The 13,793-nt window shown below is 69.9% G+C and carries 12 protein-coding genes and 1 tRNA gene; 8 read left to right on the top strand and 5 right to left on the bottom strand.

Annotation, left to right across the window (positions count from 1 at the left end; translation table 11 throughout):
- Nucleotides 1-239: 239 nt before the first annotated feature.
- Complete coding sequence (locus G6039_RS18785; protein WP_043800895.1) at nucleotides 240-1,844, top strand: MBL fold metallo-hydrolase RNA specificity domain-containing protein; 1,605 nt, start codon at nucleotides 240-242, stop codon at nucleotides 1,842-1,844.
- Between the two features lie 325 nt (nucleotides 1,845-2,169).
- Here G6039_RS18785 and G6039_RS18780 read toward each other — a convergent pair whose 3' ends face one another.
- Nucleotides 2,170-3,009, bottom strand: a complete 840-nt coding sequence (locus G6039_RS18780; RefSeq protein ID WP_043800897.1) for a class I SAM-dependent methyltransferase — start codon at nucleotides 3,007-3,009, stop codon at nucleotides 2,170-2,172.
- A 204-nt stretch (nucleotides 3,010-3,213) separates the two neighbouring features.
- Between G6039_RS18780 and G6039_RS18775 the strand changes: the two genes are divergently transcribed.
- Entirely contained in the window at nucleotides 3,214-3,879 is a 666-nt protein-coding gene (locus tag G6039_RS18775) for a sigma-70 family RNA polymerase sigma factor (RefSeq protein WP_235194096.1), read from the top strand.
- 52 nt (nucleotides 3,880-3,931) lie between these two features.
- On the opposite strand, the gene G6039_RS18770 is transcribed toward G6039_RS18775, so the two are convergent.
- The gene (locus G6039_RS18770; protein ID WP_006947642.1) at nucleotides 3,932-4,396 is read right to left on the bottom strand and encodes an ArsI/CadI family heavy metal resistance metalloenzyme; all 465 of its coding nucleotides are present in this window, start codon (nucleotides 4,394-4,396) and stop codon (nucleotides 3,932-3,934) included.
- Between the two features lie 190 nt (nucleotides 4,397-4,586).
- Here G6039_RS18770 and G6039_RS18765 point away from each other — a divergent pair, with 190 nt between their 5' ends.
- The gene (locus G6039_RS18765; protein WP_043800900.1) at nucleotides 4,587-5,327 is read left to right on the top strand and encodes a PIG-L deacetylase family protein; all 741 of its coding nucleotides are present in this window, start codon (nucleotides 4,587-4,589) and stop codon (nucleotides 5,325-5,327) included.
- 419 nt (nucleotides 5,328-5,746) lie between these two features.
- On the opposite strand, the gene G6039_RS18760 is transcribed toward G6039_RS18765, so the two are convergent.
- Both G6039_RS18760 and G6039_RS18755 read right to left on the bottom strand, forming a co-directional pair.
- On the bottom strand, nucleotides 5,747-7,147 hold the full coding sequence (locus tag G6039_RS18760; protein WP_235194097.1) for a sensor histidine kinase: 1,401 nt from the start codon (nucleotides 7,145-7,147) through the stop codon (nucleotides 5,747-5,749).
- The gene (locus tag G6039_RS18755) at nucleotides 7,144-7,824 is read right to left on the bottom strand and encodes a response regulator transcription factor (protein ID WP_006947639.1); all 681 of its coding nucleotides are present in this window, start codon (nucleotides 7,822-7,824) and stop codon (nucleotides 7,144-7,146) included. The genes G6039_RS18760 and G6039_RS18755 overlap by 4 nt, the downstream gene beginning before the upstream one ends.
- 134 nt (nucleotides 7,825-7,958) lie before the next feature.
- Here G6039_RS18755 and G6039_RS18750 point away from each other — a divergent pair, with 134 nt between their 5' ends.
- From G6039_RS18750 to G6039_RS18730, 5 genes are all read left to right on the top strand, one after another.
- The gene (locus tag G6039_RS18750) at nucleotides 7,959-8,252 is read left to right on the top strand and encodes a hypothetical protein (protein WP_152103958.1); all 294 of its coding nucleotides are present in this window, start codon (nucleotides 7,959-7,961) and stop codon (nucleotides 8,250-8,252) included.
- Nucleotides 8,236-8,535: a hypothetical protein gene (locus G6039_RS18745; protein ID WP_043800906.1), complete on the top strand. Its 300-nt coding sequence runs from the start codon at nucleotides 8,236-8,238 to the stop codon at nucleotides 8,533-8,535. Before G6039_RS18750 ends, G6039_RS18745 begins: the two co-directional genes overlap by 17 nt.
- 1 nt (nucleotide 8,536) lies before the next feature.
- Nucleotides 8,537-9,499, top strand: a complete 963-nt coding sequence (locus tag G6039_RS18740) for an FAD:protein FMN transferase (RefSeq protein ID WP_231385912.1) — start codon at nucleotides 8,537-8,539, stop codon at nucleotides 9,497-9,499.
- On the top strand, nucleotides 9,496-10,995 hold the full coding sequence (locus tag G6039_RS18735; protein WP_051446117.1) for a 2Fe-2S iron-sulfur cluster-binding protein: 1,500 nt from the start codon (nucleotides 9,496-9,498) through the stop codon (nucleotides 10,993-10,995). Before G6039_RS18740 ends, G6039_RS18735 begins: the two co-directional genes overlap by 4 nt.
- Nucleotides 10,996-11,324: 329 nt before the next feature.
- Nucleotides 11,325-13,115 (top strand): glycoside hydrolase family 15 protein, encoded by a 1,791-nt coding sequence (locus G6039_RS18730; RefSeq protein ID WP_029544323.1) that lies wholly within the window; start codon nucleotides 11,325-11,327, stop codon nucleotides 13,113-13,115.
- A gap of 253 nt (nucleotides 13,116-13,368) precedes the next feature.
- On the opposite strand, the gene G6039_RS18725 is transcribed toward G6039_RS18730, so the two are convergent.
- Nucleotides 13,369-13,442, bottom strand: a tRNA-Ile gene (locus tag G6039_RS18725).
- Nucleotides 13,443-13,793: the final 351 nt, after the last annotated feature.

Here is a 13,793-nt window from a genome sequence, read left to right as displayed (position 1 = left end):
CGGGGTGCCCGGCGCCACCACGATGTCCATCGACCGGCCGCCGGCGGACGTAACGGCCGACGAGGGTGATAGCCGGGGTGATATTCACGGCCCGGGGTGACGCCGTGGGTGAAGACCTCCGGGCCCGACCGGCGCCGCCGAGTCCGCGAGATTTCCAAGCAGGGCTGCCCGACCCGGATGTTCGGATAGCTTGGCTGTCGTACCTGCAATTTCGGCGGGCGATTCCGTAGGAGCTGCGCGTGAGGCAACATCCGACTCTCGTCTTCCACGGTGCCGCGAAGACGGTGACCGGCTCGTGCATGGAGGTCGCCCTCGGCGACACACGGATCCTGGTGGACTGTGGCCTGTTCCAGGGCTCACGCAGCCTCGAGGAGCTGAACCACGGCGACTTCGCGTTCGCGCCGCACGAGATCGACGCCGTGGTCCTCACCCATGCCCACATCGATCATTGCGGCCTGTTGCCCAAGCTGGTGGCGCAGGGTTTCGACGGACCGATCTTCTGCACCGGCCAGAGCGCCGACCTGCTGGAATTCATGCTCGCCGATGCCGGGCGCATCCAGGAATTCGAGGCCGAGCGGCGAAACCGGCGGCGCGATCGCACGCGCGAGAAGCGGTTCGTCCCGCTCTACACCGAGGAGGATGCGCTCGCCGCGTGGGGGCAGACCCGTGCGGTCGCACTCGAGGAGTGGTTCGAGCCCGCCGCGGGCTTTCGTGCGCGACTGTGGAACGCGGGGCACATCCTGGGTGCCGCATCGGCGGAGATCGAGGCGGGGGGCGTGCGCCTGCTCTTTTCCGGCGACCTCGGCCCCGCGCAGAAGGCGTTCCACCCCGATCCCGAGGGCCCATCCGGATCGGACCATGTCGTCTGCGAATCCACCTACGGCAATCGGACTCGGGTGCGGATGACGATCGACCAGCGACGCGACCTGCTCGAAGAGGAGATCCACCGGGCCGTCGGGCACGGCGGTAATCTCGTCATCCCCGCCTTTGCGCTGGAACGGACGCAGGAGCTGCTGCTCGACATCGCACACCTCGCCGACGAGAACCGCATCCCCGCGGTGCCGGTGTTCGTCGACTCACCGCTCGCCAACCGCGCCACCTCGGTGTTCGCCGAGCATGCGGGCGAGCTCGAGGACCTCGAGGGGAAGGACATCTTCCGCCATCCCGCGATCCACTACGTCGACGACGCTGCCGTCTCCAAGCGGATCAACGACATGTCGGGCGCGATCATCATCGCCGCCTCGGGCATGTGCGAGGCGGGACGCATCCGTCATCACCTGAAGCACAATCTCCACCGCCGGGATTCGACGATCCTGTTCGTCGGTTTCCAGGCGCAGGGCTCGCTGGGCCGCGTGATCCTCGACGGCGCGAAGCGCGTCCGCATCTCGGGTCAGGACATCGACGTGCGAGCGCAGATCCGCCGGATCGACAGCTACTCCGCCCATGCCGATCAGACCGAACTGCTGGACTGGATCAAGGCGCGCAGCCCCGTGTCGGGCAGCCTGTTCCTCGCGCACGGCGAACCGGAGGCAGTCGCTGCGCTGGCCGAACTGGTGCGGGAGGTCGACCCTTCGCTGTCGATCATCACCCCGGCGATGGGGGAAGGCTACCTGTTGGCGCCCGGCACCCCGGCCACGCGAATACACCCCGCCCGCGCGGATATGCCACGCCTGACCGGCCGCGATTGGCAGAACGACTACGCCGAACTTGCGGTGAGCCTCAAACAGCAGCTCGCGCGCATCGCGGATGCCGGCTCGCGCCGGAAGGCCATCGCCGAGATCCACGAGATCCTGGACAGCTACACGGACGTCCACGACGCGGGGCGGCGGACGAAACGGGGTTGAACCGAGCCCGAAGCGAGAGCCACATCGCCGACGGTCGCCCGAATTGCACCGATCGGGACCTTATGCCCTACCCGAATGGGCCGTTCTACTTCACATCGCCCCGCAGGCCGAATACGGCTCGGATCCGGCCGCTATCCCCCCTGCACAGTGGCCCTGCCCCGCCGGCGACGACGCGCGAAGCCGGCGGGGCTTCGCTTTCTCCCTTCGGCACCCCTGCTGTTTTCTCCCCTTCGGCACCCCTGCTGCTTCTCCCCTTCGGCACTACTGCCGCGGCCGCACGAGGTCGGCGTGGCGCTGCGGTGAACGCCCGCACCGACCGGGCCGGCTACCTCTTGCGGGCGGTGAGCAGCAGGTACTCGGCGTCGTACGCGGTCCGGCCGGGCTGCCCGGCCCGGTTCCAGTCGGTGAGGAACTGCAGGAACTTCCGGTCGAGATCTGCGGTCCGGTCGGGGTCCACGGCGTTGAACCGGTACACCGCGATCGTCGGACCGTAGTTGTGCTTCCAGTACTCGCGGAACTCGGTCGGATCCGCGCTGTGGTCCATCACCACGATTCGGCGATCCATGCTCAGGTCGGTGATCCGATCGCCGAACAACTCCCGGACGTGCTGCTCGTCGCCCCACAGCGGGGGCGGCGAAGCGCCGGGCGGCGGTGGCGGCGCATACGGGGCCATGAGCCGGAACAGCTGACCGATGAAGCCCTCCGGCGTCCAGTTGATCATCGCGATCGTCCCGCCCGGCCGGCACACGCGGAGCAGCTCGTCGGCGACGGCCTGGTGGTGGGGTGCGAACATCGCCCCCACGCTCGAGAGCACGACGTCGAAGCTGCCGTCGGGGAACGGCAGGGCCTCGGCGTCCGCTTCCACCCACTCGAGGTCCACGCCCCGCTCGGCCGCGGCTGTGCGGCCCGCGACGAACAACTCCGGCGTCAGGTCGGCGGCGGTGACGATCGCGCCCCGTTCGGCGGCCGGGATGGCAGCGTTGCCGGATCCGGCGCCCACATCGAGCACCCGCCGGCCCGCCGTCACCCCGGTCGCGGCGACGAGCGTCGGGCCGAACGTCGGGATCAGGTCGGCCGCGACCGCCGGATAGTTCCCGGCCGCCCACAGCGCCCGGTGCTTGGCCTTCAGCGCCCGGTCGGCGTCACGTTCCACGGTGCCGGTCATGGTTACTCCTTCGTCCGGTGTTGCGGGACCGTGCCCCGCACTGGCATCCACACAGACGTCACCGCCACCGCGGGGACGCACACCCGACCCGGACGGGGCGTGCCGGCACCGGCGACTTCGGCAGGGGACCTGCGTCCTTTCGCCGGTACCGTCGTCTGTGAGGGACACCGCCCGTACAGCGCCCCTTCCCCGGAGGACCAGACCATGACCAGGGCATCGACCAGTTCCGCGGCCGGCGCGGACGCCGTGACCACCGAAGCCATGACCACCGAAGCCATGACCACCGAAGCCATGACCACCGAAGCCGTCTGGCGCGAGTTCGGTGCGCAGCTCCGCGCCTTCGTGCACCGGCGGATCGCGGATCCGGACCGCGCCGACGACGTGCTCGGCGAGATCCTGCTGCGCGTCCACAAGAACCTCGGCCGTGTCGAGGACCGCGAGCACCTGATCCGGTGGGTGTATCGGATCGCCCGCAGCGCGATCATCGACGACTACCGCCGGGCCGCCCGGGATCGGGACCGGCTCGCGCCGCTCACCGGCGATGCACCCGACCAGGCCGGGCAGGAATGGGACGACGACGCGGCGACCACGCTGCGGGAGCTGGCCACCTGCCTGCGCCCGCTGCTCGAGGGGCTCTCCCCCGAGCAGCGCCGAGCCGTCGAGCTGACCGACCTCGAAGGACTGACCCAGGCCGACGCCGCCGCCCTCGAAGGCGTATCCCTGTCCGGAATGAAGTCCCGCGTCCAACGCGGCCGGCGGAAGCTGGCCGAGCTGCTCGGACGGTGCTGCGCGCTGACCCTCGATGCCCACGGGATGCCGATGGACTACACCGCCCCGACCGACTGCCGCTGCGCCGGCAGCCCCCGCTGATCCGGCGCGCCCCGGTGTGCCGTCGCAGGACGGCCCACCGGGGCGAGTGCTGTCAGCCGCAGCAGGCACCCGCGACCGGGCTGTCCTCACTCGCGCACGCAACCGCACACGCCGAGCCCGTCAGCCCGTCCGGGTTGGCGGGGTTGTCGTCGGTGACGGCGTAGTACTCCCACCACCCGTTGGGCACGTCCGGCGCGTCGACGAACACCTTGTCCTGCACGGCATGGCAGCACAGATCCTGCTCGGCCACCGTGGCGGTCAGACCGGCGGCGCGGAACCGGGCCAGCGCTCCGGACACCTCCTCGGAGCCGGCCGCCTCGATCCCCAGGTGGTTCAGGCGTTCGCGCGCACCGGGATTCTCGATCAGCACCAGCTTCAGCGGGGGATCCTCGATCGCGAAGTTGGCGTACCCGGGGCGCTGTTTGTGCGGGGACACCCCGAACAGCGCGGTGTAGAACTCGGTCGCCGCGGTGATGTCCTCGACGTTGAGAGCGAGCTGGACTCGGGTAGCAGACATGGTGGTCACTCCTCGAAATCGGGACACCGGCCGGGAATCCACCGCGGATTCTCGTCACCGTGTGTCCTCCCTACTGACGACTGCCGCCCCCGACGGACGCACCCATCGGCACCCGCGCCCCGAGGATGCGTCCCTCGCGCCGCTGCAACGTCGGAAAGGAGACCCAGCCACTGTCACGAAAGGTGCCGTCATGAACACCACTTTGGCCCCGCTGCCCGAGAACTGGAACCGCGCAATGGCCGTCGTCGCCCATCCCGACGACCTCGAGTACGGCGCCGCCGGCGCCATCGCCCGCTGGACCCGGTCGGGCAAGTCGGTGGCCTACGTCATCGCCACCGACGGCGAGGCCGGCATCGACGGCCGTACTCCCGCCGAGGCGGCACCGCTGCGACGCCGCGAGCAACTCGACGCCGCCGCCGTGGTCGGCGTCGAGGACGTGACGTTCCTCGGATACCGCGACGGTGTCGTCGAATACGGACTCGACCTGCGCCGCGCCATAGCCCGCGAGATCCGGCGGTTCCGTCCGGAGGTGTTGATCACCGCCACATACGAGCCGACCTACGGCCTGAACGGTGGTCGGATCATCAACCAGGCCGACCACCGCGCCGTGGGCGTCGCGGTGCTCGACGCCGCGCGCGACGCCGGCAACCGCTGGATCTTCCCCGAGCTGCTCGACGAGAACCTGCCACCGTGGGACGAGGTCGGCCTCGTGTACCTCATGGGCGCGAACCAGCCTTCGCACACCGTCGACGTCACCGCGAGCCTCGACGCCGGTATCGAGTCACTGCGCGCCCACCGGTCCTATCTGGACGGACTGGGCCGGGACTTCGATCCCGCGGCATTCCTGCAGGAGTTCACCGCGGCGGCCGGAGCGCGCATCGGCGTGCAGCACGCCGTCGCCTTCCAGCAGATCCGGCTCCAGGGAGTGTGACGGTCGAAATCCCGGAGGGTCCGCCGGCACCTGCGCCGCCACCGTCCACGTTTCGTCCGGCCCGAGCGCCCGGTGCCGACTTCCGGGCCGGGAAAACGGCGGGCCGGGCGGGCCCAAATTCGCGACCGAATCGATTATGAGGCAAGCGAATTCAGACTTTTCCCGGCGGGCACCGAACCATCCAGGCAGGCCGGTAGGACTGGATGGACGGCAGTGGCGAGAAATGGGCGGCACCGATTCCGATGTCCGGTTTCGATGTGGATGGTGGGAAACCGGTGGAATTTCGAACGCTCTCGCCCATCGCCGCCACGGCGCACTGCTCCGCTGTCACCGACGCTACCGGCACGGTGGTGCGAGGGTGTGCACACGCGTTTTTCGTCGATGCACGTGGTCCCTGCGGGGTCGGTGGTGCAGTTCTGCTAACGGTACGCGGGCGCACGAAACCGGACATGGGCATCGAGGCCCCCGTTCGGGGTGCGAGGTAGCAGCTCGGCGGTGGCTCCGCTGGCACGGGCAAGTTGCGCGACGATGGCCAGGCCCAGTCCGCTGCCTTCGGTGTCGGTGCGGGCACGCCAGAACCGATCGAAGGCCCGGAGGCAGTCCTGCGGGGACAGGCCGGGGCCCTGGTCCAGGACGTGCAAGTCGACGACATCGGCGGCGGCGACCGGGGCGACGGTGACCTCGATGGTGGAGCCGGGGTCGGACACTGCCAGGGCGTTGTCGAGGAGGTTGTCGATGATCTGCTCGGCGGCGCCGGGCACGGCGAACGTGGGCGCGGCCGTGGGTGCTGTCACGGTGAGCCGGACGTCGGATTCGTCGGCGAGCGGTGCCCATTGTTCGACGCGCGTGCGCGCGATCTCGGCCAGGTCGATCTGCTGGGGTGCGGTGCCGGCGTCGTCGGCGCGGCTGAGCACCAGGAGTGCATCGATGATGTGCTGTAGCCGCAGGGCCTCGTCCTGGGCCGAGGCGAGGGTGCTGCGGGCAGCATCGGGCTCGGACTCGACGAGGTCGGCTGCGCTGTCGAGGCGCAGGCGCAGGGCGGTCAACGGGGTGCGCAACTGGTGGGAGGCATCGCCGGCGAACGCGCGTTGCTGGCGCAGCAGGTACTCGAGCCGGTCGGCCATCCGGTTGAACGAGCGAGCCAGGCTGCGGATCTCCGGCGCCCCGGCGTGCTCGGGGGTGCGTGCCGCCAGGTCGCCTTCGGCGAGTTGTTCGGTGGTGCGGCGCAGCTGCTGCAAACGGCGGGTGACGGGGCCGGCGATGAGGACGGCCACGATTCCGGCCAGGAGCACGGTGATGCCGGCGACGAGCCAGAGCATGCGTAGTTGCCGGTGGACCTGGTCGGTCACCACCTGGGCTGGGTAGGTCAGCCGCACAGCGCCGACGACGCTCTCGCCGCTGAGAACCGGGACCGTCACGTACAGCAGGTCCGTGCCGAGACTGTCCGAACGGCGTTGGCCCGAGGTGATCTGTCCCGACAGTGCCGCACTGATCTCTGGGCGGGACAGATAGGAGGCGCCGGCGCTGGATTGGTCGTCGTCGGAGGTCAGCACGGCGGTGCCGTCGGCGTCGACGATCACCACCCGGGCGCCGCTGGCACGGTGATAGCGCCGGGTGTCGGCGGCCAGTGCCGGATCGATTCCGGTCCTGGCTTCGAGAGTGTCCTCGCTGCGGCCGGCGAGCAAGAACGCGTCCCGCTCGAGGGAGGTGGTGATGCGTTCGCGTTCGACCTGCATCAGGTAGTTGCCGAGCGGGACGTCCTGTACTACCACCACGACGAAGGTGACGGCCATGAACGCGGCCATCAACCGCCATCTCACGGACGATCCCCGAGCCGGAAGCCGACCCCGCGGACTGCTTCGATCCAGCAGGGGTCGCCGAGCTTCTTACGGAGGGCGGCCACATGGGCATCGACGGTCTTGGTGGTGCCGTACCAGTTGGCACCCCACACCTGGTGCAGGATGTCCGAGCGCCGGTACACCGCACCGGGATCCTCGGACAGGTAGCTGAGCAGATCGAATTCCTTCGGCGTCAGGTGGATCTCTCGTTCCTTCAGGTGCACCCGTCGAGTACGGCGGTCGAGGGTCAGGCCCCCGATCGTGCGGATGCCGGTGTGCTCGTGGGCTGTCTCCCCGGGTGCGCCGACCCGCCGTCCGACGGCGCGGATACGGGCGATGAGTTCGCGCATTCCGAACGGTTTGACCACGTAGTCGTCGGCGCCCAATTCCAATGCCAGAACCCGGTCGATTTCCTCCCCGCGGGCGCTGAGCACGATGATCGGAATCGGCGACCGGGCGCGAATGGTGCGACAGACGTCGGTGCCGTCCATGTCCGGTAGCCCCAGATCGAGCAGGACGAACTCCGGGCCCGACTCGGACACCGCCGCGACGGCATCGGCGCCGGTAGCCACCCACCGGGCGTCGAACCCCGCACGGGTCAACCCGTCGCACACCCCGGCGGCGACGGATTCGTCGTCTTCGACCACGAGCACCTGCATGCCCCGAATTATCGGCTCGCACCGAGCCGGGCGTCGATCCGACCACCGCCGGGGGACGAACCCTCGAGTGATCTTGGACGAATCTTGGATCTTTGCGGGACCATCCTTCGCCGATCCGTCCCTACGGTGAAGACATGAGATCGAAAGTGGCGGTGGCTGTTGCCGTGCTATTTGTCCTGGCGATCGGAGCAGCCGCCCTGGCCGTCAACACCCGGATCCTGAGCACCTCCTCGAACAGTGACATCGGACGCGCGAACGAGGTACTCGTCCCCAGCAGTCCCACTTCCGGGGCACCGAGCATCTCCGCCCCGACTCCGGCAACGACCCCCACGTCGACCCGCACGGCGGTACCGACGCGCGAACACGAACCGCCGTCGAGCGAGGATCACGAGGAGCCGGACAGGACCGAGCATGAACCCGACGACTGACCCGCGCCTGTCGGGGCGGTCGCCGGCGCATCGGTCCAAGATCACCGCCTCGATCCTGTCCGGCGGTGCCGTGCTCGCCATCGTGTCCGCCATGGCCGCCAATGCCCCCGATCGCTTCGCCGACTCCGGCGCCGACCCCGGCCAGGTCAGCGGGGCCGCTTCCTCGACCGCTGCTACCGGCGGCGTGTCCGATCGAGCGGACACGGCCGCAGTGCCCGCGCCGGCTACCGGCCGCAGCGCCGTGACTGCTCCACACGGCGTCTCCCGCGGATCAGGCGGCTGAGATGGCTTCTCCTCCGCATGCCGGCGCGGCCGGCGCCCGAGCCGGCAGCGAGGCGACGACGATGCGGGCCGTCCGGCAGGACCGTCGCCCCGCTATGGGCGGCACCGCGGCGATCACGGTGGTCGGCGGGCCACCGGGTCTCGTCGACGACTGCTTCGCATTGCTGGACGAACTCGAACAGGCGTGGAGCCGGTTCCTCGACACCAGCGACGTCTGGCGGCTGAACTGGGCGCAGGGGCGACCGGTGCAGGTCCGCTCCTGCACCGTCCGCCTGGTGCGCGAACTGATCCGCGCTTGGGCGCTGACCGACGGCGCCTTCGACCCGACCACGCTGCCGCAGCTGGTCGCCGCCGGCTACGCCACCAGCAGCACCGACCCGACCCGGACTACCATGCTGCCCGACACCGCCACCTGGCCGGGATCCATGACCGACATCGACATCGACGGTCCTCTCGTGCGGCTTTCTGTCGGCACCACCCTCGACCCCGGGGGGCTCGGCAAAGGACTGGCCTCCGACATGCTCACCGAGTTCGTCCTCGACCGCGGCGCCGACGGCGTCCTCGTCGAAGTCGGCGGAGACCTCGTCGTCGCCGGAGCCGCGCCCGACGGCGGCGCCTGGACCATCGGCATCGAGGACCCTTTCACCGGTGAGCTGCTGACCGTCGTGCGGTTGACGCGTGGGGCCGTGGCCACCTCGAGCCGCCTGGTGCGCATGTGGACCGGCGCCACCGGTCCTGCCCACCACCTGATCGACCCGGCCACCGGCGTCAGCGCTGTCACCTCGACGGTGACCGCCACCGTCGTCGCCGGCAGCGGCGCACGGGCCGAGGCCTTGACCAAGCTCGCCTTCGTCCGAGAACCCGAGGCCCTGCTGGGGCAGGTCCCGCGTCTCGGCGGTGCCGCCCTGGTGCTGTCCGCCGACCGGCGACAACGGCGTTCCGTGAACTGGAGCGATTTCGAATGAGCGATCTGCACCTGTGGTGGTACGTCACCCGCGCCAGCGCCCTCGTCGCCTGGGTCACCCTGACCGTCGCGGTGCTGTGGGGAGTGCTGCTGTCGACGCGAATCCCGCAGACGGTCGCCAACCCGGCGTGGTTGCAGGATCTGCATCGCTGGCTCGGTGGCACCGCCCTGATCATGACCGGCCTGCACATGTTCTCACTCGTGCTCGACTCGTGGTCCCGGTTCTCCCTCACCGACGTGCTCGTCCCGCTCTCCGCCGGCTACCGGCCCTGGCCGGTAGCCCTGGGCGTCGTGGCGTTCTATCTCCTGCTCGCCGTCTACGGGTCCTCGCTGCTCCGGGCACGCATGTCGCCGCGGTGGTGGAAGCGCCTGCACTACGGCAGCTATGCCGCAGTGGTGCTCGTGACGTTCCACGCCGGATGGTCCGGCACCGACGCCGGCGCCTGGGGATATCGACTTGTCGCGTTGATCCTGGTGGTCTCGACGATGGTGGCCGTGCTGACGCGTGTTCTGACCGGTGGCGGTCGGCCCCCCGCGTCCCGTCGGACACCGCGGCGGCCGCGGTCGGCACCACAGCCGATGACCGTAGGCGCTACGCATCTGCTGGCCTCCGGCATCGTCGGCATCGACCTGACCGCCCGCGACGGGGGCGAGCTGCCCGTGTGGACACCCGGATCGCATGTGACCGTGCACCTGCCCCACGGCCTCCAGCGCCGTTACTCGCTGTGCGGCGACCCCGCCGACCGCACCCGATACCGGATCGCGGTGCACCGGGCGCCGCACTCCCGGGGTGGCAGTTCCTGGTTGCACGCCAGCGCCCGCCCCGGCACGGTCCTGTACGTCGGCCCGCCGGAGAACCACTTTCCGCTCGAACCCGCACACGACTATCTCTTCCTGGCCGGGGGCATCGGGATCACCCCGATCAAGGCAATGATCGAATCGCTGCCGGCGCACCGCCGATGGCGGCTGATCTACCTCGGTCGCAGCCGAGCCACCATGGCGTTCTGCGAGGAACTCGAGCAGCGATGGCCGCAGAACGTGAGTATCCATGCCCACGACGAAACCGGCAGCCGCCTCGACCTTGCCCCCATCCTCGCCGCTGCCACCGCCGGCGCGGTGTACTGCTGCGGCCCCGCGGCGATGACCGACGAGGTCGTCGCCCGGGTATCGCCCGCACGCCTGCACATCGAACGGTTCACCGCGACACCGGGACAGTCCCCTGGTCCGCGTCGGCCGATCGATGTCACCTGCAGCCGCAGCAATCGTCACGTGCACGTGTCGGAGAGCCAGTCCGTGCTCGAAGCGCTCGAGCACGCTCGTGTACCGGTAATGGCCTCGTGCCGGGAGGGCGTGTGCGGGGCGTGCGAGACTCGGGTATTGGCCGGCGAGGTCGAGCATCTCGACGCGGTGCCGCACACCCCGGGCAAGGATCGGCTCGGGGTCATGTATCCGTGCATCTCCCGCGCCCACAGCCCCACTCTGGTCCTGGATTTGTGACGCGCCCGGCCGGGCGTCACGGTTGCCAAGGTCAGCCGTCGCCATTCCATCCCGGATCCGGTGGCAACGATCGGCCTCACCGGCGCGGGGGGTTGCACGGAGAGTACCGAGCGCCACCCACCCCGGCGATCATCGCAGGCAGCATCTTTCGATGATCGGCTCGCCGGCGTGTACCGCCACCAGGTCGACCGATCCCGCCCGCCGGTTCTGTCGGGCTCGGCATACTGGACGGGCACAGCGCGCCCCGGTCGGCGGCGCCGCGGCCACGGTCGGGCATCGTGCGCACCGGCAGGGGCCGTGGGCCGGAACATCGGGAAGGTCGACGGGTGATGCAGCAGCGCATCGAGGACTACGCGTTGATCGGTGATCTGCACACCGCCGCGCTGGTGGGCCGGGACGGCTCGATCGACTGGTTGTGCCTGCCCCGGTTCGATTCCCCGGCGTGTTTCGCGGCGCTGCTCGGTGACGACGAGGCCGGACGATGGCTGCTCGCCCCCACCGACGGCGGTCTGTGCACCCGGCGGGCGTACCGCCGCGACACTCTCGTCCTGGACACCGAGTGGGTCACCGCCACCGGGACGGTGCGGGTCACCGACTGCATGCCGGTGCGGGCCGAGGCCGCCGACGTCGTCCGAGTCGTCGAAGGCCTGGCCGGGTCGGTGCGGATGAACACCGAGCTGCGGCTGCGGTTCGACTACGGTCACGTCGTCCCGTGGGTGCGCCGCGTGCCCGGATCCCTGACCGCGGTCGCCGGGCCGGATGCGGCCTGGCTGCGCACCCCGGTGCCGTTGCACGGCCACGACATGAGAACCACCGCGCAGTTCGAGGTCCGCGCCGGCGAGAGCGTCCCGTTCGTGCTGACCTATGCCTTGTCCTACGGGCACACCCCCCGCCCGCTCGACGCCCTGCAGGCGATCGCCGACACCCAGGCGTACTGGACGGAGTGGATCGAGCGGTGCGACTACACCGGTGAGTACCCCGAGGCCGTGCACCGTTCCCTGATCACGCTCGAGGCCTTGACCTACCGGCCGACCGGGGGGATTCTGGCCGCGGCCACCACCTCGCTGCCCGAGCAGATCGGCGGCAGCCGCAACTGGGACTACCGGTACTGCTGGCTGCGGGACGCCACCTTCACCCTGCAGGCCCTTCTCGGCTGCGGATTCGTCGCCGAAGCCCGGGCCTGGCGGAACTGGCTGGTGCGGGCGGTGGCCGGGAATCCGGCGGACCTGCAGATGATGTACCAGCTCGACGGGGCCCGGCGGGTGCCGGAATACGAGGTGCCGTGGCTGTCCGGCTACGAGGCCTCCGTGCCCGTGCGCATCGGCAACGCCGCCGCCGGGCAGTTCCAGCTCGACGTGTGGGGTGAGGTGCTCGACGGTCTGCACCTGGCCCGGCAGAGCGGCCTTCGCGGTGACCCGGCCTGGGACATCGAGGTGGCATTGCTGGACTTTCTCGAAGGGCACTGGCAGGAACCCGACAACGGGCTGTGGGAGGTACGCGGGCCGGCTCGCCCGTTCGTCCATTCCAAGGTGATGGCGTGGGCCGGGGTCGACCGCGGTATCCGGGCGGTCGAACGGTTCGGTCTGCCCGGCCCGGTCGACCGTTGGCGCGTTCTGCGCGAACAGATCCGAACCGAGATCCTGACGAAGGGATTCGATCCCCACCGCGGCACCTTCACCCAGTTCTACGGCAGCCGCGGCGTGGATGCGGCGTCGCTGCTCATTCCCCGCACCGGGTTCCTGCCGTGGGATGATCCCCGCGTGCTGGGCACCGTGGCCACTGTCGAACGTGAGCTCAGCCGGGACGGCTTCCTGCTGCGTTACCGGCCGGAGCTCGAACACGTCGACGGCATCGCCGAGCCGGAAGGAGCGTTCCTGGCCTGCAGCTTCTGGCTCGCGGACGCCCTGCACGGCGCCGGCCGCACTCGCGACGCCCACGCCCTGTTCGAGCGGTTGCTGTCGGTGCGCAACGACGTCGGGCTGCTCGCCGAGGAGTACGACCCCCACGCCCGTCGGCAGCTCGGCAACGTGCCCCAGGCCTTCAGCCACGTGGCGTTGGTCAACACCGCACGCCACCTCGCCGGCCATGCCGTCCATACCCACCGCCCCACCTCGCGGTGACCACCCGAGCAGCCGTCCGGTCCGGGTCGACCACCTGCTGCCCTCGACGCTCTGCGCGAGCGCCGTGTGTCCCCGATCGCCGAGCGGTCGCCGATCTGGGCCTTTCCCTCGTCGACCGGGATGCTGAGCGACTCCAACAGCTTCCGCAAGTCCGGGCGCCGTCTTTGCAGCTGCCGTCGGCGACGAAGGCGTCCACATCCATAGGTTTCGGCTACCGAGGCCGGACGTAAACCGTCCTGAACAGGGACGATTGTGGGGCGGGCGGGGCTCGAACCCGCGACCAATGGATTATGAGTCCACGGCTCTAACCGACTGAGCTACCGCCCCGTCCGCGCGCATCCGGAGGTACGCGACGTGTGGCGAATGCTACCGGCTGCGGCGGCCGGCCCGCGTCGCGGGTCACCCCCGTGTCGCCCGGCGCGGGCTGTCGCCGACCCGTCGCGGCGGCACCACACGGCTCCTGTAATTTCCGTCACACCCAGCGTCTTTCGTGGCGGCGCAGACGAGAAAACCCCTCCCACCCGAGATCGGGTGGGAGGGGTTTTCTTGGAGCTCCCCCGGCTGGACTCGAACCAGCAACCGTTCGGACGACGGATTGCAGCCCTGCGACCTGCTCTTTCCGCCGCCTGATGAAGAGGCGGTCACATTCCTTGACGCTGGTAGCGATACGAGGAAATG

Source organism: Rhodococcus aetherivorans (genome assembly GCF_011058165.1).
GTDB classification, from domain to species: domain Bacteria; phylum Actinomycetota; class Actinomycetes; order Mycobacteriales; family Mycobacteriaceae; genus Rhodococcus; species Rhodococcus aetherivorans.
The sequence above is the reverse complement of the archived record's forward strand: the minus strand, read 5'-3'. Positions and strand labels throughout refer to the sequence as shown.